We start from the raw sequence: 17,942 nt of genomic DNA on the forward strand, positions 1-17,942 counted from the left end.
CGTGGTAGGCGGCCTCCGTGTCCGGGCCCCACAGCCCGTCGGCGGTGACGCCGACCTTCTGCTGCAGCCAGCGCACCCCCGCGTCCGTCTTCGGTCCCCAGATCCCGTCCGCCTCCAGCGCCGGGGAGTAGCCGAGTTCGTTGACCGCGCGCTGCTGGGCGGCCACCGACCGCACCGAGGTCATCCCGCCACCCGACCCTCCGCCGGTGCCGTCGGCGACGGGAACGTCGTCGCCGGCCATGCCGCCCTGCACCCAGGCGCGCAGTGAGGATCCCGGGCACGAGGTCGCCTGGCCGGACAGGCCCCCGTGCCAGGTCTTGGCCAGGGTCTTGCCCGTCAGCTTGTTGGCGTGCAGGTAGAGCGCGCGGATGGCCCGTAGGGTGGCGGGGGTGGCCTCGCCGTCGCGTCCGATGAAGCACGCTCCGATGTGCGTGATGTTGTGGCCGGTGGCGTGGGCGCCCTGCACGTTCCAGCCGCGTCCCTCGTAGACGCGGCCGGCCCTGTCGACGAGGAAGTTGTAGCCGATGTCGTCCCAGCCGTTGGAATCCATGTGGTAGTTCTGGATCTGCCGCGGGGTCTGGGTGGGTGGCCCGGCGGAGTAGTGGACGGTGAAGCCGGTCCTGGCGCTCGGCTGCACCGGGGAGACCGCCCGGGCGGGACGCGCGCCCCACTGGGCGCGGGGAACGATCTCGATCTGAGGAGGGGGAGGCGACGGCACCGGACCACCGGGCTCGAGCGAGCCGGACGTGACGTAGCGGTACAGCCGTCCGGGACACTCGGTGGTGGCCACGTCCATGTGTCCTCCGATACCGGGGCCCGCCTTCTCGTACTGTCTGACGTGCGCGATGATCTCGCGGATGCCCTGAAGCATCGCCGATGAAGGTTCGTCGCCCTCCTCGATCATCCCCATGACGGCGAACCAGTTCTGGTTGGCGCCCGTTGTCTCATCGTCGTTGGCGGCCGAGCGTATTTTCCCGCCCCGGCCCTCGAAGACCCAGCCGTGGGTGCACACCAGGTAGTTGTAGGCGATGTCGTCCCACACCCTGCGTTCTATGTGGTCGAGCTGGATCACCCGCACCTGCTCGTAGCACCCCTGGTGGTCCTGATAGGGATAACCGCTGCCCGGCCCCTTGTGGTGGACGATGACACCGCCCTCCCAGGGGGTCCAGGGGTCATCGGTGTGCTTTCTGGGCGCTCGGGCGTTCCAGGCCGAACGCGGGACGATGTAGACCATTGCCAGCTCCTCCGCTGCGGAAACCCGGTCGTACCGGTCTCAGGGCGTCGTGACGCGGCCGCCGTCGAGCCGCCGGAGGGCGACGGTGGCCGAGCGCGGCCGTCCGGACGGGTCGTGGTCGGGCCAGTTGCCGACGGCTCTCGGGTCACCGGGAGTCGGCGCGCCCCACCCCGGGGTGCGCTCTCCGGGGTGCTGGACGTTGACGAACACGGTCCGGCCGTCCGGAGTGCCCGCGACGCCGGTGAGTTCGGCACCGTGCGGCCCGGTGGCCACCCGGGTCACCTCGCCGGTCGCCGGGTCGGCGAGCAGCAGCGCGTTGTTGCCCAGCACCGTGCGGTCCTCCCCGGTGTGGCCGGTGGTGATCCACAGCCGTCCGCCACGGTCGAAGCACAGGCCCTTGGGCGAGCCGAACGCGGCGGACGAGGAACCGGCCACCCGGTGGGGCGTGTACCCGCCCCATGCGAAGAAGCCCCATCCGAACGTGCCGGACCGCGCGTCGTCCCCGGTCTCCTGCCAGCGCAGGATGTGCCCGCACCGGTTGCCCGCCCACGGACTGGCCGGGCGTGGGCCCGGCGGATCCGGCGCGCAGCCCGCCTCGACGGCCCCGGCTCCGGTGCCGTTGGCCAGGGCGATGTAGCGGTGCGCGGTCCGGGGGTGGACGGCGGTCTGCTGGGGCCGGTCCAGGGGGGTGGCCCGCAGTGCGTCGGCGGCCTGCCGGGCGCGCAGCAGCACGTCGGCCTGGTCGCGCCAGCCGTTCCGGGCCGTCAGCGGACCGTTGCCGTGGACGAGTGGGAGCCAGCGGCCGAAGCCGTCGTCCTCGAAACGCGCCACGTACAGCGTTCCGTGGTCCAGCGGGCTGTGTCCCCGGCCGAGCAGGCTCCGCCAGGCGGCGGCGCCGACGAACTTGTACAGGTAGCCGCCGTCCTCGTCGTCCCCGCTGTAGACGACGGCTCTTCCGCGCGACTCGGTGACGGTGGCGCCGGTGTGTCCGAACCGGCCGAGGGCCGTTCGCTTGACCGGCGGCGCGGCGGGGTCCATCGGGTCGATCTCGACGACCCAGCCGTACCGGTTCGCCTCGCCGGGATGAGCCGCCAGGTCGAACCGTTCGTCCGCCCGGTGCCATTGGTGGCCGTACCCGAAGGCGTTCAAGCCGTAGCGTCGCTGGGCCTCGTCGGGCGTCCAACCGGGGTGGTCGGTGCCGAAGAAGCGGTGGAAGTTCTCCTCGCACACCAGCTGGGTTCCCCACGGCGTCGTTCCGCCGAAGCCGGCCGCCAGGACGCCGCGCGGCGGGTGCGGGGTCCGCAGCCGCGGATGGCCTGCGGTGACCGGCCCGGAGAACACGACGGGGGTGGCACCGGTCACCCGCCGGTTGCGGCGCGACAGGACCGTGCGCCAGCCGTCGCCGGTGCGCCGGACCTCGACGACGGTGACGCCCACCGCCGCGAGCGCCTTGGCGTGGCCCGAGGGCGTGGTGCTCGTGCGGCCGCCGTCCGCGAGGAGCAGCGTCTCGTCCGGGTACTCGTGGCCGATCACCAGCAGTCCCCGCTCGGCTCGGCGGCCGGCGGGGGTGAGCGGCCGGTACTGCAGTCCGCTGTGGTGCGTGCCGATCTGCCGCGCCTGCTGCTCCGCTCCGGCGGAGGCCGTGCCGTCCCAGTCGGGCACACCGCTCTCCAGCGGGCTGCCCCATGGTGCCAGCACGTCGGCGGTGTGGGGACGGCCGGTCCTGAAGGCGTCGGTCGCGCCCGCCGGGACCGGCGTGTCCCGCAGCGGCCGTGCTGCCGCCGGGGTCGTGGTGGTGCACAGGGCCACCGCCGACACGACGGCGCCGGCGACGACGCCGCGGCGGCTCGGCTCGGACAGGGACTGTGGACCGGGTCGTTCGGGCATGGGGGTCACCTCGTGATCGGCGGGTGGATCACCCGGGGGCGGGCCGTCCGGGAGCTTCGCCGAGGCCGGACGGGGAGGGTGCCGTCACCGCTCCGCCGTACGGTCCGGCCGTGGGGAACCGTGGGCCGGTGCCACCGGGACGGAGGGCGGACGGCCGCCGGGACGGGGACGGGACGACTCGGCGGACGCCGGTGGCGCGGCAGGGTGTTCGCGCGCCCGACCGGAATCGCACGGCCCCCGTCGGGGTCACCGGGACAGCCGGCGGGAGCGGTTCCGCCCGCCCGTGGCGTTTCGTCGGCTCACCAGGAGAAGCCGGTGGTGTCGTACAACAGGACGCAGCGGTCCGTGCTGGTCAGAGGCGCGGTGGTGCCCAGGCACACATAGGCGGCGGCATAGTCGACATAGCCGGACCACGCCCACGAAGTGGCCCCGGAGGTGCTGACCGTGTCCGTGGCACGCAGGATCTGACGGTTGACGCTCTCACCGGGGTACTCGTAGACCACCCACATCCGGGCGGCCACGCCGTCACCGTTGACCAGGTCCTTGACCCAGTTCTGTCCCGTGTTGGTCTCGAAGTAGCCGGTGGCGTCGTCGTAGCAGAAGCTGGCCCGCCCGGACGCGCCGTTCGCGCCCGAGGAGTTCTGCACGTAGTCGACCTCGTCGTAGCAGATCGTCCTGGCGCTGGCCTGTGGTGCCGTCAGCATCAGAGAAGCGCCGGCCATCAGTACGGCGGCGGACGCCGCCACCTTCGTCCGCCGGCGTATTGCGAGTTTCCTCATCGGTTTCTCCCCTTCTCTCCCTCAGCAACGGTTTTCGCTGTCGTGTCGCTGTGCCGGACGCCCTCCCCCACGGCGCCCGACGTCTTCCCCTCGCCGCCCTCCACGCCCGGTCAGGTCCGCACGACGGTCCACTCGGAACAGGTGTCCGGGGATATCACGTTGGACGGGTACGACCCGGAGCAGGCCCTGAAGTGGAGCGTCCTGCGCAGTACGCCCGGCTGGTCCTCCGGGAAGGACTTGTTCATGTGAAGCCAGCCGGCCGCCTCTCCGGACGTGTTCCAGATCGTCCCTTCGCGCGCGGGGTACGCGAGGCTCACGGCGTCGTCGTAGAAGTCCCACTGGATGACGACGGGAAGGCTGTCGACCCGGGTGTCCCTGATCCTGAACCACTCGCCCAGCGGAGCGAAGCACGCCTGGGCGTTCGCGCTCCCGTACGTGCAGGTCCACGAGACGGATCCGCTCGGGCCGGCGGGGTCGGTCGCCCGTTGTTTCCCGTCGGCGGCGTTCGCCGTGCCGGAACTCATCAGTGCCAGCAGTCCGGCGGCGGCGACGGCCAGAACCTTGGAGCGGTGCGACACTCCTCGATCACGCATTCTCTCCTCAGCCTCCCATTCGGTACGGGTCCACTTTCCTGTCCGAGGACGTGCTGCTCACGGTGCCGGGGCCGCCGTCGGCAAACCTTCGGAAAAGCTTGAATCCGCCTAGGACCGCAGGTCGGTGGCGCCCAGAGTGGGGCGTAGGGACAGGCGGGGGACGCAGGGGGTGTGATGGCCACGTGTTTCGGGATCCTGGGGACCGTCGAGGTGTGGCGGGACGGGGTCGCGGTCGATGTGGGGCACGGGATGCAGCGGCGCGTGCTGGGGGCGTTGCTCGTCGACGCGGACCGGGCGGTGTCGGCCGACGCGCTGGTGGACCGGGTGTGGGGGGACGCCGAACCGGCGTACGGCCGACGGAAGTTGTACGGATACATCTCCCGGCTGCGGCACGTGCTCGCGGCCGACGGCACGGCCCTCACACGGGAGCGGGGCGGCGGTTACCGGCTGGTGGTCGAACCCTCGGCGGTGGACGCGCACCGCTTCCGCGATCTGTCGGGACGGGCCCGGAAGGCGGGCGGTGACGAGCAGGCGGAGGCACTGTGGCGGGAGGCCCTGGCGCTGTGGCGGGGCAGCGCGTTCGCCGGGGTGGACACCCCCTGGTTCAACGCGCGGCGCCACCTCCTCGACAGCGAGCGGCTGGCCGCCCGGCTGGAACTGGTCGATGTGCGGCTGCGCCTGGCGCAGCACGAGGGGTTGGTGAGCGAACTGGCCGCCCGGGCCGAGGAGTATCCGCTCGACGAACGGGTGATCGGGCAACTGGTCCTGGCCCTGTACCGGTGCGGACGGCAGGCCGAGGCGCTGGGGGCGTACGAGCGCGCCCGGCGGCGACTCGCCGACGAGCTGGGCGTCGACCCCGGCCCGGCGCTGCGGCGGCTGTACGAACGGATCCTCGCCGGTGCGGTGGAGCCGGCCGCGCCCCGCTCCGCCGCACCGGCCGACAGGAGCGGCACGGTGGTGAACCCGCCGATGGCACGCCAGCTCGTCCCCCGGCTCCTTCCGGCGGACCGGTCACTCTTCGTCGGCCGGAAGGACGAGGTGGACGAGGCCCGCCGACTGCTCGGCGAGGAACGGCCCGGTCCGGTGACGCTGCTGATCACCGGACCCGCCGGAGTGGGCAAGACCGCCCTGGCCGTACGTACGGGGCACCTGCTCGCCCCCCGCTTCCCGGACGGTCAACTCCATGCGGACCTAAGGGGCTTCGACGACGAGCCGGCCGAACCGTTCACGGTCCTCGGCACCTTCCTCCGTGCGCTCGGCGTCCCCGGCGGTACCGTGCCCGCGGAGCTGACCGGCCGTGTCCATCTCTACCGCACCCTGCTGGCGGGACGGCAGATGCTCGTCGTCCTGGACAACGCCGCCAGTACCCGGCAGGTGAGTGACCTCCTGCCCAGCGGCGTGCGCTGCGCCACCGTCATCACCAGCCGGACCACCATGGCGGACCTGAGCGGCCGCCGGCTCCCCCTGGACGTCCTGGACCCCGCCACGGGGCTCGACCTGCTGCGCGGGATGCTGGGCCGGGACCGGACGGACGCGGAGTCCGGATCGGCCCGCTCCATCGTGGAGACCTGCGGCGGCCTTCCCCTGGCGGTATGGGTCGCCGGCGCGCGGCTGGCCGCCCGACCGCACTGGACCCTGGCCAAGGTGGCGCGCGCCCTCGCCGACGAGCAGCGCAAGCTCGACGAGTTGGCCGTCGGCCACATCGCCGTACGGGCCAGCCTCGAACTGACCTATCAGCAGATGGCCACGGCGACGCGGCACGCTCTGCACATGATCGCCCTGCTGCCCGGAACGGGCTTCGCCGCCTGGGCGTTGGCCGCGCTGCTGGACGCGGACCTGTCCGAGGCGGAGGCGGTCCTCGACGACCTGGTCGAGGTGCACCTGGTGCAGATCGGTTCGGCGGACACCACCGGAATCCGTTATCAACTGCACGACCTGGTACTGCTGTTCGCCAGGGAACGCGCGGAGCAGGGCGTCCCGGAACGGGAGCGCGCGGCCGCGCTCACCCGGTTGCTCGGGGCGAGCCTGCACCTCGCCGACCTCGCCGCGGACACCCTCAAGGTCGACTTCCAGGGCATCCCCCAGCGGGACCTGGCCTCCTGGCGGCTGTCCGAGGCCGAGGCCGGTCACCTGCTCACCGATCCGCTGGCCTGGTTCAACGACGAACGCCAGTTCCTCATCGATGTGGCGGAGCAGGCGCTGGACGGAGCGGAGGGCGTCGCCCCCGCCGCCGGGCTGGCCACCGCCCTCACAGCCCTCTTCCAGGTCGGCAGCCACTTCGACGACTGGGAGAGGCTCCAGAACCGGGCGCTCAAGGCAGCCCTGAGCAACGGCGACCGGCACAGCGCCGCGAAGGTCCACCGTTGTCTCGGCGAACTCACCACCGTCCTCGACCGCTATCCGGAAGCACTGGACCACTTCGAGCAGGCCCTGCTGCACTCCGAGGGGCAGGGACCCGCGTACCGGGCCGGTGCCACGGCCGGGCTGGCCTATGTGCACCGGCTCCTCGGCCAGTACTCCTCCGCCGTGCTCCACTTCGAAGAGGCCGCCGAACTCGCCGAATCGGCAGGCAACGTCAACTGTCTCGTCTACGCGACCAACGGCCTCGGTGTCATCGACCTCGAGCAGGGCCGTGTCGAGGCCGCCGTCACGCGGTTCACGAAGTGCCTGCGGGTCAGCCGGGCCGCGGGCTACCGGCCGGGGGAGGCCCAGGCCCTGCGATGTCTGGGCCAGAGCCACCGCGCACTCGGCGCCTACCCGGCCGCCGCCGACGCCTATCGGCAGGCCGTCACAATCAGTGAGGAGCTCGGCGACCGCCTCAGCGCCACACACGCCACCTGCTGGCTCGGGGACGTCCTGGTCCGGCACGGCGAACATCGGGAGGGGCGCCGCCTGCTGGCCCGGAGCCTGTGGACCTACAGGGAGTTCGGCAACCTCTGGGGCGAGGCGGCGACACTGTACGCGCTCGCCGAGGCCCAGCTCGCGGTGGGCCGCCCGGCACCCGCCCGCAGACGCGCCGAAGCCGCCGTCAGGCTCTGGAGACAGATCGGCTCCAGCAGATGGCTGGCCATCGGCCTCGACACCCTGGCCGAGGCACACACCCTGGCCGGCGACCACACGGCCGCGGCTCTCACCCGCGCCGAGGCCGAAGAGGTCCGGACGGTTTGACCACGCGTCCGCCCCCGCTGCTCACGGGACGAGCGGCCGGCCACGGCGATCCCCTCGTGCGCGTGTGATCGGCGATCGGTTTCAGCACACGAGGAACCGTCTCGCGCTCTCAGTGGACCGCGCCGCACGCGCATGCCCCGTGGAGGGTGGTGGGAAGACGAACCGGCGGTGAAGGCGCCGCCGTTGCCGATCGCCCCGAACCTCTTGGATCCCGTCACCATGATCCGGTGTTGAACTCGCGCTCGCCGGCGAAGGAACCGCCGCCCCGGATGCTGCCGCTGATCCGCTCGACGAGGTCGAGGGCGTGCGCCAGAGCGCGCCGCTCCTCCTCGTCCAGCGCTTCCTCCAGCGCGTCGGCGAGGACGCCGACGCGCTGACGGCGGTCCGCGTCAAGCGTCTTCTTCCCCTCCCCCGTCAGAGTGAGGACCTTCCTGCGGGCATCACTCGGGTCGGGGCGTACGGCCAGGAAGCCGGCGTCGGTCAGTTCTCTGACGGTCGCGGCCATCGTCTGGTGGCGCACTCCCCGGGTCGCCGCCAGGTCGGCCGTGGTCATCGGCCCACCCGTGTCGAGGAGGCCGAGCACCGCCGCCGGGACGGACGCGAGCCGATCGACGGTACGGGCACTGCGGACCAGGGTGCCGACAACCGCCCTGAGGCGGGCGGCCAACTCGTCCGGAAGGGGAGCCGGTTCGTTCGAGGTCGCGTTGTTCACATCCGTCAGCCTAGCAAGGTCATACAGGGCGCCCTGTATGACAGGGCACCCTGTATATATTGTGCAGTGAACCCTGCACATCAAGCCGACAGGAGCCGGCAGTGAAGCTGATCAAGCACGCCCACGCATGTGTGTCGCTGGTCAAGGACGGTGGGCGGATCGCCGTCGACCCGGGCACGTTCACCCCCGACGCGAAGGAGGTGGTGGCCGCCGCCGACGCCGTCCTGATCACGCACGAACACTTCGACCACTTCGACGAGGACCTGATCGCCCGGGCCCTGGACGCCCGCCCCGACCTGCGGGTCTACGGACCGGCCGGTGTGGTCGAACGCTGGTCGGACCGACGCGCCCAGGTCACCGCGGTCGCCGCCGGTGACCGTGTCGATGTCGCCGGCTTCGACATAGCGGTCTCCGGCGACCTGCACGCCACGATCCACCGCGACATCCCCCGCGTCGCCAACGTCGGCTACCTCGTCGACGGCCGGGTCTTCCACCCCGGCGACGCGTACCAGGTACCGCCCGCACCGGTCGACACGCTGCTACTGCCCACCAGCGGCCCCTGGACCCACCTCGGCCGGGCGGCGGACTACGTGCGCGAGGTCGAGCCCAGCCGTCTCGTCCAGATCCACGAGATCATGCTCAGCCGGACCGGCCAGGAGTCGACGGCCCGTTTCCTGAGCCCCGCGGCACTGACCGAGGTGCCCCTGACCATCGTCCCGGAGGGGGACGCGATCACCGTGTGACCCCCGGCCGCCGCACATCACGGTCACCGTGGACCTGGAAGGTCAGCGCTGCAGGGTGAGGACACCCGGCCGCCACGGCAGCGCGTTGTAGTCCCCGCCCGCGTTCGGGGACTTGCCCTGGTAGAGGAACTGCAGGTTGCAGGGGTCGATGGTCATGGTCTGGTCGGGGTTGTCGCGGACCAGGTCACCGTGGCTGATGTCGTTGGTCCAGGTGGCGCCGCTGTTGGCCTTGCCCGCGAAGGGGTTGCCCTCACTGGCGGCCTGCGGGGTCCACGCCCCGTTCAGGCCGGCGGCAGTGAAGGAGCGGAAGTAGCGCCCGTTCGCACCCATCGCCTCGACGATCATGAGGTACTGGTTCCGGCCCTGGACCTTGTAGACCTGTACGCCCTCGAACAGGTTGGCCTTCGTGTCGCTCATGATCGTCGTGTACGAGGAGCCGAAGCTGCCCGGGAAGTTCCCGATCGGCATGCTCGCCCGGTAGATCCTGCCGTTGTCACCGGCGAAGAACAGGTACATGTTCTGACCGTCGGCGATCAGGGTCTGGTCGATCGGACCGGTGTCGGAGCCGGAGATGCTCCCGGTGAACAGCGGCTGCGCGGAGGACCAGCCGTTGGGGTCGGCGGGGTCGCTCGACGTGCGGTACATGAAGGCCGCCGAACCCCACTGGTAGGCCAGCACCCAGATGTTCTTGGGCGCGAAGTAGAACAGCGTGGGCGCCACCGCGGCCTGGCTCATCGCGTTCTGGCCGGCCGACGCCATGCCCGACCAGTCGGTGAAGGGGCTGAACACCATCGAGCCGTACGACGACCCCGACGAGGTCGACCCGTAGACCAGGCGCCTGCCGTTGTGCGTCACCGCGGTGAAGTCCTTCAGCGCGACCCACCCGCTCCTCGGCTGCGCCAGGACACCCGTCGAGGACCACCGGTACGTCGACGGAAGAGAACACGTGCCGTCCGTCGGCGGCGTCCCGGTCGGACCGGTCCACTTCTGGTTGCTGCCGCCGTTGCACGTCCAGAGCTGCACCGCCGTGCCGTTGGCCGTACCGTTGTCCTTCACGTCCAGGCACAGCCCGGACTCCACGCCGACGACCGTGCCGTCGGAGTTCACCCGCCACTGCTGGTTCGCGGCACCGCTGCAGCCCCAGATCTGCACCCGGGTGCCGGCCGTGGTGGCGTGGCCCGGAACATCCAGGCACTTGTCGCCGTACACGGTCAACTGGTCGGCATCCGTCAGCGTCCACTGCTGGTTGGTCCCGTTCCAGCAGTCGTAGATCTGCAGGTACGTGCCGTCGGCCTGACCGGCGCCCGACACATCGAGACACCGGTTCGAACCGACACCTCGTAAGGAGCCGCTGGCGGCCGCCTGGGCCGGGGTGGCGACGAGCATCGCCGCCAACGCGGCCAGGGCCGCGACCACGGCGGCGAGCACCGCGGACGGATGCCTGCGGCTGAAACTTCGTCTACGCATGGCGACTTCCCCAAACTCGAGTGGACGGGTTGTGGTCGACACCCAGCGATCGCGTTCGACATATCGAACCAGCGTCGCAGTGTCGAGCAGACTGAACGATAGAGAGCCGTCGGGCGGCGTCAATACCCCTCGCATGTATCGCCAGTGGGACCGAAACATTCTCCGGAACACCTGCGCGAAACACCGCACGTCACGCGGGTCGATGGTCGTGCGATCCGGAACGGGGTCATCGATGCGCGATCGAAGTCCGCAGGAAAACTCCGCCAATCACACCATCAACGACGCTTCGAAAATTTCGAACAAGGTGCAGAAACTTTTTTCGTCAGGACTGTTGACGGGGCCTCGTCAACGCCTCGATCATTCCTGTCTGAGAAACCGGCCCCGGCTCGACATTTCGAACAGCGTCGACCTCGGGCAATCCGTGTCGCCCTCCGCTCCGCCCCCTCTGTCCACCTTGGAGGCACAGTCATGGGCTCATACGCCCTCCCCGGACCCGTGATCCGCCGGAAGATCCGCGGCCTACTGCTGGCGCTGGCCGTCGGCACCCTGGGTGCGGCCACGGCACTGGCCGCGCCGCCGCCGGCCGCGCATGCCGCCGAGAGCACGCTCGGTGCCGCGGCGGCGCAGAGCGGCCGCTACTTCGGCGTCGCCATCGCCTCGGGCAAGCTGGGCGACTCGGCCTACACGTCGATCGCGAACCGAGAGTTCAACTCGGTGACGGCCGAGAACGAGATGAAGATCGACGCCACCGAACCGCAGCGGGGCCAGTTCAGCTTCACCGCCGCCGACCGCGTCTACAACTGGGCGGTGCAGAACGGCAAGCAGGTGCGCGGCCACACCCTGGCCTGGCACTCCCAGCAGCCCGGCTGGATGCAGAACCTCAGCGGCAGCGATCTGCGCCAGGCGATGATCGGCCACATCAACGGCGTGATGGCCCACTACAAGGGCAAGATCGCCCAGTGGGACGTCGTGAACGAGGCCTTCGCCGACGGCAGTTCGGGAGCCCGGCGGGACTCCAACCTGCAGCGCACCGGCAACGACTGGATCGAGGTCGCCTTCCGCACCGCGCGCGCCGCCGACCCGTCCGCCAAGCTCTGCTACAACGACTACAACGTCGAGAACTGGACCTGGGCCAAGACCCAGGCCATGTACAACATGGTGCGGGACTTCAAGTCGCGCGGCGTGCCGATCGACTGCGTCGGCTTCCAGTCGCACTTCAACAGCGGCAGCCCCTACAACAGCAACTTCCGCACCACCCTGCAGAACTTCGCCGCCCTCGGCGTCGACGTGGCCGTCACCGAACTCGACATCCAGGGCGCCTCGTCCACGACCTACGCCAACGTGGTCAACGACTGCCTGGCCGTCTCGCGCTGCCTCGGCGTCACCGTCTGGGGCGTGCGGGACAGCGACTCCTGGCGGTCGGGGGACACGCCGCTGCTGTTCAACAACGACGGCAGCAAGAAGCCCGCCTACACCGCCGTCCTCAACGCGCTCAACGGCGGCTCCACCACGCCTCCTCCGACCGACGGCGGACAGATCAAGGGCGTCGGCTCGGGCCGCTGCCTGGACGTGCCCAGCGCCAGTACCACCGACGGCACCCAGCTCCAGCTGTGGGACTGCCACAGCAACAGCAACCAGCAGTGGACGTACACCGACGCCGGTGAACTCCGGGTCTACGGCAACAAGTGCCTGGACGCCGCCGGCACCGGCAACGGCGCCAAGGTCCAGATCTACGGCTGCTGGGGCGGCGACAACCAGAAGTGGCGCCTGAACTCCGACGGATCCGTCGTCGGAGTCCAGTCCGGCCTCTGCCTCGACGCCGCCGGATCCGCCAACGGCACCCCGATCCAGCTCTACTCCTGCTCGAACGGCAGCAACCAACGCTGGACCCGTACCTGACAAGGCCTGCCAAGCGGAGTTCGCCGATGTCCGCGAGGGTCGCCGCCGTGACGGCGGTGACCCTCGCGGTCGGTCACGCCGCCGTCATGACGGACGCGATGCCACGGTGCCGGGCGACACCGTGTGCGAAACCGGGTACGCGTGACGTGCCCTCCCACAGGTCTTCCAGGAACTGCCGGCAGGCGTGGGCGACCGCGTAGGCCGACGCGTCGGCTCGGGGTGCCGGTCGCGGGACGCGAACGGACGACCACCGCCGGCGCGGCACGAGTACGAGCGCCCGCTCGCCCGGTGTACCGGCCTTCGTCGGCGCAGGAGTCTCGTCCATGCCCGGCGGATCCCGTACGGACGTGAGACAAGTCCGGCTCCTGGTGGACGCTTTTCGGACAACTGGGGTGCGGCAGGGTGAGCGGAGCCAACCCGGAGGGTGTCCGGCTCCCTCTCATGGTCCGAACACAGCAGCCCCACAGGTCAGTTGGGGCCGCACTGTTCATCCAGATCCCATGACGCACTCCACAGCCGGAAGCACGAGGACCGATGACCAGACTCCCGCAGGACCGCCCCCGCCGCCTGACCCGCCCCTCCCTCGCCGTCGCCGCGGCCGTCGCCGTGACCGCGGGCGTCGTCGCCGCCGCGCCCGACGCGAAGACCGCGGAGCCGACGCCGAAGCTCAGCCTGATCGCCGCATCCACCTCGGTCACGCTCGACTCGTGGACGGAGGACCCGGGGGTCTACCTCGACCTCGGGACGTACCTCACCTCCGAGAACGGCGCCTTCGAGCTCAAGGTGACCCGCAAGTCCTATAAGGACCCGGTCGTCGCCGAGCAGGTCCTCCGGAACGGGAAGAAGACCCGGACCAAGGCACTCCCCGCCGGGCTCGTGAACGACTTCGCCGGGCTGCCGGACTTCACGCGGATCACCCTCACCGACGCGGCCGGCTCGACGGTGCTGGAGAAGACCGAGGCGTTCTGCCCCAACAACGCCTCCGGGCGGATCCGGCCGGACGCCCCCGCCAACTCGAAGTATCCGGAGAGCTGCCCGACGAACCCCTTCACCCTCGGCTCGGTATGGGGCGTCGAAAACGGCTGGGCGTCCAACACCTACTCGGGGTTCTACACCGAGCCGGTCCAGCTGGCCGCCGGCACCTACACCGCCGAGATCAACGTGACCGAGAAGTACCGCGACCTCTTCGGCATCGCCGACCAGCCGCAGACCGTCAAGGTGGTCGTACGCGAACGCAGCTGGGAGGAGTCCGCGGGCTCCGCCTCCGGCGGCTCGGCGAAGACCACCGCCTCCGGGCACGGTGCGCACGCACAGCACGGGTCCCACGCGGAGCACAGCACGCACGCGGAGCACGGGGCCGGCGCGGACACCCCGGCCCCCGGCGCCGCGACGAGCGGCGCCGGCCCCTCGTACAACGCCGGCCACGGCCCCTACCCGTCGGCTCCGCCCGCCCTGCCGTGGGCGCTGAAGAGGAAGTCCCTGGGGAAGCAGGCCGTCACCGCCGCCGAGACCGGTGACGGTTCCGGGCAGACCGACGGTTCGCGGCAGGCGCCGGGCGACCGGCCCAACGCGAAGCGGCCCAGCGGCAAGGCGTCCGTGCCCGACGTCCCGAAGCCCGACCTGCGCTCGCTGCCCGCGTTCGGCATCACCGTCAACGACGGCTACGAGGAGGCGCCCGGCAAGGACTACCTCGCCTTCAGCGCCAACGTGTGGAACGCGGGCCCGGCCAAGCTGGTGGTGGACGGCTTCCGTTCCCCGGGCAAGGAGGTGATGGACGCCTACCAGTACTTCTACGACGCCGACGGCAACCAGGTCGGGTACACCCCGACCGGCGGCATGGAATGGGATCCGCGTCCCGGCCACGAGCACTGGCACTTCCTGGACTTCGCCAGTTACCGGCTGCTGACGGCCGACCAGAAGGAGACGGTGCGCAGCGGCAAGGAGGCGTTCTGCCTGGCCAACACCGACGCCGTCGACTACACCGTGAAGAACGCCAACTGGCACCCGGACAACACGGACCTGTCCACCGCGTGCGGCTCCGAGAACTCCATCTCCGTCCGCGAGGTGCTCGACGTCGGCTCCGGTGACACCTACACCCAGGACCTGCCCGGCCAGTCCTTCGACATCACGGACCTGCCGAACGGCACGTACTACATCCAGGTCCTCGCCAACCCGGAGAACCGGCTCAAGGAGACCGACCACAGCAACAACAGCGCGCTGCGGGAAGTCGTCCTGGGTGGCGAGAAGGGCGCCCGTACGGTGACGGTCCCCCCGCACCACCTGGTGGACGCCAACTGACCCGCCCGTGAGGGCAGGGGCGGCTCCGGCCCTCGAAACGGACCGGAGCCGCTCCGGCGCGGGACCACCGGCGTCCGCCGCCCGCCTCCCGTACAGATGGACACGCGAGCCGGCAGCGCCCTCACACGCCCGGGGCAGGTGACCGTTCCGCCCGTCGGGCCGACCGAGGAAAGTCGGCCCGACCCGCCCGCAGCCCGAGGAATCAGAGAAACAGCGGGTCAGGCACCCTTGCCAGCCGGCTCCAGGATCGCCACGCACTCCACGTGATGCGTCATCGGAAAGATGTCGACCTGAGCGCGTCGCAGAAAGGCCAGGTCAGAGGCGCTTTCGGTTGCGTCCAGGGAAGTGGTTTACGGGTTCGACCTGATCCGGGGGTTTGCTCCGGCATCGGGGTGGTGCCCGCATAGATGAACGGCCACCGGCTGATCTTCGAGATGTCGAAGCTCGAAGGAGATCAGCACGATGACCGCACCAGACAGTCTGCCCCTGCACGCCCTCGCCGAGGACGGCCGCCGGGGCGGGGCCGTCCTCCCTCCGTCGCAGCGTTGCGTCTACGCGTCGGCGTCTTCCACGATGAGGACTCGCGGAAGTGAAGCACCGCCTGGTACTGCTCGCTGTGGCACCAGGCGAGGCTGTCTCCCTGGTAGGGAAAGCGCTTGATCGGCACTCCCTCGACCGAGGTCCTTCGATCATGTCGATCCGGCCGTAGGCGGCGAGCGAGGTGATGCCGTGTCCGGCGCGCGGCGCGGGTTCCCGTTGTGCAGAGCCTCAGTCCCGCGGCGTGATCGTCCTGACCCGCGCGGCAACGACGCGGGGCGGAGAACGGCTCATGTCGCGGGAGCCGCCACCTGCCGCCTGCCGCGATCTCACAGGCCCTTGACAGGAACAGCTTACGAAGAAATAAGAAGCTTCGGCGAGTGTCACACCCATGCAAGCACACCGACCCCGTACCCCCGCCACCGAGCGCACCCGCCGCTGGTTCATGAACCGCTCCCTGCTGCTCGGCGGTGCCGCAGCCGTGGCGACCATGACCGGCTGTTCCGCCGGATCGTCCGACACCACCGGCTCCGCGTCCAGCAGCACCCGGAACGGGATGCCGTCCGGTGGGCCCGGTGGCGCCGGAGGCATGGGTCCCGGCGCCACCGAGGTGAAGTACGCCGACTTCAAGGGGGTCACCACTGACGGGAAGGTCGTCGACGACCTGTTCTCGATCCACTCCACCGGTGTCTCGACGGACGCCGTGGTGAAGGCCGCCCAGGCGTTCCTGGACGGGCTCAGCGCCAAGGTACGCCGGGCGTCCGTGTTCGACGTGGACGACGACGAGTGGCTGGCCTGGAGCAACGTCGACGGCTACGAGCGCGAGGGCGCCCGCATGGGCGACCTGACCGACAAGCAGCGCGACCTCGGCTACGTGCTGCTCGGCAAGGCCCTGTCGGCCGACGGGCTGACCCAGACGCGCAACATCATGAAGCTCAACGCGTTCCTGGGCGACTACAGCGGCGGCGGCAGGGAGACGCTGACCGAGGGGCACTACTACTTCACCTTCATGGGCACCCCGTCGACGACCAAGCCCTGGGGCTTCCAGTACGAGGGCCACCACGTGGCCATCAACTACTTCGTCCTGGGCGACCAGGTCGTCATGTCCCCCACCTTCATGGGCTCGGAACCGACCTCGGCCACGTACAACGGTGAGAAGATCACCCTTTTCAAGCCGGAGACCAAGGCCGGTCTGGCGCTGCTGCGGTCCTTGACCTCGGCGCAGCGCAAGAAGGTGATCTCCGCCGACGAGAAGGCCGGCACCGACATGGTGGCCGGGGCCGGCCAGGACAACCTGGAACTGGCGTACCGGGGCCTCGCCGCCAGGGAGTTCACCTCCGCCCAGCGCCAGAAGCTGCTCGACCTGGTCGGCGTCTACGTCGGCTACATGGACGACGGTCACGCCGCGGTGAAGATGAAGGAGGTGGAGGACCACCTCGACGACACGTATTTCTACTGGATCGGCGCGACCAAGGACTCCTCCGCGTTCTACTACCGGGTGCACAGCCCCGTCGTACTCATCGAGTACGACGCCCAGTCCCCGCTGGCCTACGGCGAGAACGCCCAGATGGGCGGTGGTGCCCCCAGCGGCCAGGCGTCCGGCATGCCGAGCGGGCAGCCCACCGGCATGCCCAGCGGCGGCCCGGGCGGTGGCGGCATGGGCGGTGGAACCCCCACCCAGCAGCACATCCACACCATCATCCGCACGCCCAACGGGGGAGACTACGGCGTCGACCTCCTCAAACTCCACCTGGAGACCGACCACTGACACGCGGCGCCCCCCGCCTCTGCATACTTGAGATCACACCCTCACTGCCTCTTGGGTGACGTGCGCTTGTCACGCATCCGGACGGTCCTCGACGGAATCGTGCGAAACGGAAGAGGAACAGCATGACGAGGAACGACGACGACCCGGTACTCGACGACCCGGTAGGTCAGTCGCTCGGCGGCCGGCACGCGCATCTCGCCCGAAGGCTCGGCCGGGCCGCCACCTATCTCACCGAAGTGGCGACCTTCTCCTCCGTGTCCGCCGACCCGGACGCGGAGGACTGGAGCGACCTGGCCCGGCTGCTCGGTCCGGGCGCCTTCGCCGACATGTTCAGCTGTCCGGCCGTTCCGCCGTCGAGTTGGGAGCCGGTCTTCAGCCTTGAGGGCCGTCAGATGATCTGGCCCGGTGACGGTGACGGCCGCCCCGGCCGACCGGGCTCCGAGTCCGACACCGATGTGGTCGAGCTGGGCGCGGACAGCGTGCCCGAGATGCTGGATCTCGCCGCGCGGACCGAGCCGGGGCCGTTCTGGCCCCGTACCCATGAACTCGGCACCTACCTGGGTGTCCGGGTCGACGGCACCCTGGTGGCGATGGCCGGTGAACGCCTGCGTCCTCCGGGCTGGACCGAGATCAGCGCCGTCTGCACCGCTCCCGGGGCGCGCGGGCAGGGCCATGCCGCCCGCCTCGTCCGCGCTCTCACCGAGCGCATCGTGGCGCGCGGTGATCGTCCCTTCCTGCATGTGGCCGAGGCGAACACCGGTGCGGTCACCCTGTATGAACGGCTCGGCTTCAAGACCCGCAGGCCGGTCACCTTCCGGGGTTTCCGGACGCCGTGACGTTCCGCGTCCGCGGTCCGC

At 70.4% G+C, this 17,942-nt stretch carries 13 protein-coding genes; 6 read left to right on the forward strand and 7 right to left on the reverse strand.

Annotated elements, in window-relative coordinates; all coding sequences use genetic code 11:
* From ACFV5H_RS09710 to ACFV5H_RS09725, 4 genes are all read right to left on the reverse strand, one after another.
* On the reverse strand, positions 1–1,234 hold a 1,234-nt coding region (locus tag ACFV5H_RS09710; RefSeq protein ID WP_385193839.1), incomplete at its 3' end, for an N-acetylmuramoyl-L-alanine amidase.
* 39 nt (positions 1,235–1,273) lie between these two features.
* Positions 1,274–3,121, reverse strand: coding sequence for a PhoX family protein (locus ACFV5H_RS09715; protein ID WP_385051624.1), 1,848 nt, complete (start codon positions 3,119–3,121; stop codon positions 1,274–1,276).
* A gap of 299 nt (positions 3,122–3,420) precedes the next feature.
* Complete coding sequence (locus ACFV5H_RS09720; RefSeq protein WP_385051622.1) at positions 3,421–3,900, reverse strand: hypothetical protein; 480 nt, start codon at positions 3,898–3,900, stop codon at positions 3,421–3,423.
* Positions 3,901–4,010: 110 nt separating this feature from the next.
* Positions 4,011–4,493 (reverse strand): hypothetical protein, encoded by a 483-nt coding sequence (locus tag ACFV5H_RS09725; RefSeq protein WP_385051620.1) that lies wholly within the window; start codon positions 4,491–4,493, stop codon positions 4,011–4,013.
* A gap of 174 nt (positions 4,494–4,667) precedes the next feature.
* On the opposite strand from ACFV5H_RS09725, the gene ACFV5H_RS09730 reads away from it, so the two are divergent.
* The gene (locus tag ACFV5H_RS09730; RefSeq protein ID WP_385193842.1) at positions 4,668–7,661 is read left to right on the forward strand and encodes a BTAD domain-containing putative transcriptional regulator; all 2,994 of its coding nucleotides are present in this window, start codon (positions 4,668–4,670) and stop codon (positions 7,659–7,661) included.
* Positions 7,662–7,875: 214 nt separating this feature from the next.
* On the opposite strand, the gene ACFV5H_RS09735 is transcribed toward ACFV5H_RS09730, so the two are convergent.
* Positions 7,876–8,373 carry a MarR family winged helix-turn-helix transcriptional regulator gene (locus ACFV5H_RS09735; protein WP_385051616.1) on the reverse strand — a complete coding sequence of 166 codons (498 nt, stop codon included), beginning with the start codon at positions 8,371–8,373 and terminating at the stop codon, positions 7,876–7,878.
* A gap of 101 nt (positions 8,374–8,474) precedes the next feature.
* Between ACFV5H_RS09735 and ACFV5H_RS09740 the strand changes: the two genes are divergently transcribed.
* On the forward strand, positions 8,475–9,116 hold the full coding sequence (locus tag ACFV5H_RS09740) for an MBL fold metallo-hydrolase (RefSeq protein WP_385051614.1): 642 nt from the start codon (positions 8,475–8,477) through the stop codon (positions 9,114–9,116).
* Positions 9,117–9,158: 42 nt separating this feature from the next.
* Here ACFV5H_RS09740 and ACFV5H_RS09745 read toward each other — a convergent pair whose 3' ends face one another.
* Positions 9,159–10,583 carry a non-reducing end alpha-L-arabinofuranosidase family hydrolase gene (locus tag ACFV5H_RS09745; RefSeq protein ID WP_385193844.1) on the reverse strand — a complete coding sequence of 475 codons (1,425 nt, stop codon included), beginning with the start codon at positions 10,581–10,583 and terminating at the stop codon, positions 9,159–9,161.
* 468 nt (positions 10,584–11,051) lie between these two features.
* Here ACFV5H_RS09745 and ACFV5H_RS09750 point away from each other — a divergent pair, with 468 nt between their 5' ends.
* Positions 11,052–12,482, forward strand: a complete 1,431-nt coding sequence (locus tag ACFV5H_RS09750; RefSeq protein ID WP_385051611.1) for an endo-1,4-beta-xylanase — start codon at positions 11,052–11,054, stop codon at positions 12,480–12,482.
* A gap of 73 nt (positions 12,483–12,555) precedes the next feature.
* Here ACFV5H_RS09750 and ACFV5H_RS09755 read toward each other — a convergent pair whose 3' ends face one another.
* A complete protein-coding gene (locus ACFV5H_RS09755; protein ID WP_385193846.1) occupies positions 12,556–12,807 on the reverse strand; it encodes a hypothetical protein in 252 nt (83 codons plus the stop codon).
* Between the two features lie 209 nt (positions 12,808–13,016).
* Between ACFV5H_RS09755 and ACFV5H_RS09760 the strand changes: the two genes are divergently transcribed.
* From ACFV5H_RS09760 to ACFV5H_RS09770, 3 genes are all read left to right on the forward strand, one after another.
* Positions 13,017–14,780: a lysyl oxidase family protein gene (locus ACFV5H_RS09760; RefSeq protein WP_385193848.1), complete on the forward strand. Its 1,764-nt coding sequence runs from the start codon at positions 13,017–13,019 to the stop codon at positions 14,778–14,780.
* Between the two features lie 928 nt (positions 14,781–15,708).
* Positions 15,709–17,085, forward strand: a complete 1,377-nt coding sequence (locus tag ACFV5H_RS09765) for a DUF3500 domain-containing protein (RefSeq protein WP_385193850.1) — start codon at positions 15,709–15,711, stop codon at positions 17,083–17,085.
* A gap of 122 nt (positions 17,086–17,207) precedes the next feature.
* On the forward strand, positions 17,208–17,921 hold the full coding sequence (locus ACFV5H_RS09770) for a GNAT family N-acetyltransferase (RefSeq protein WP_385193853.1): 714 nt from the start codon (positions 17,208–17,210) through the stop codon (positions 17,919–17,921).
* The last annotated feature ends 21 nt before the right edge of the window (positions 17,922–17,942 follow it).

Source organism: Streptomyces sp. NPDC059787, assembly GCF_042732315.1.
In the GTDB taxonomy this organism is placed as follows: domain Bacteria; phylum Actinomycetota; class Actinomycetes; order Streptomycetales; family Streptomycetaceae; genus Streptomyces; species Streptomyces atrovirens.

What these genes read in the sequence shown, in the direction of transcription:
- ACFV5H_RS09715 (WP_385051624.1), bottom strand. Translation starts at nt 3,121, where the DNA reads ATGCCCGAACGACCCGGTCCACAGTCCCTGTCCGAGCCGAGCCGCCGC.
- ACFV5H_RS09720 (WP_385051622.1), bottom strand. Translation starts at nt 3,900, where the DNA reads ATGAGGAAACTCGCAATACGCCGGCGGACGAAGGTGGCGGCGTCCGCC.
- ACFV5H_RS09725 (WP_385051620.1), bottom strand. Translation starts at nt 4,493, where the DNA reads ATGCGTGATCGAGGAGTGTCGCACCGCTCCAAGGTTCTGGCCGTCGCC.
- ACFV5H_RS09730 (WP_385193842.1), top strand. Translation starts at nt 4,668, where the DNA reads ATGGCCACGTGTTTCGGGATCCTGGGGACCGTCGAGGTGTGGCGGGAC.
- ACFV5H_RS09745 (WP_385193844.1), bottom strand. Translation starts at nt 10,583, where the DNA reads ATGCGTAGACGAAGTTTCAGCCGCAGGCATCCGTCCGCGGTGCTCGCC.
- ACFV5H_RS09750 (WP_385051611.1), top strand. Translation starts at nt 11,052, where the DNA reads ATGGGCTCATACGCCCTCCCCGGACCCGTGATCCGCCGGAAGATCCGC.
- ACFV5H_RS09755 (WP_385193846.1), bottom strand. Translation starts at nt 12,807, where the DNA reads ATGGACGAGACTCCTGCGCCGACGAAGGCCGGTACACCGGGCGAGCGG.
- ACFV5H_RS09760 (WP_385193848.1), top strand. Translation starts at nt 13,017, where the DNA reads ATGACCAGACTCCCGCAGGACCGCCCCCGCCGCCTGACCCGCCCCTCC.
- ACFV5H_RS09765 (WP_385193850.1), top strand. Translation starts at nt 15,709, where the DNA reads ATGCAAGCACACCGACCCCGTACCCCCGCCACCGAGCGCACCCGCCGC.
- ACFV5H_RS09770 (WP_385193853.1), top strand. Translation starts at nt 17,208, where the DNA reads ATGACGAGGAACGACGACGACCCGGTACTCGACGACCCGGTAGGTCAG.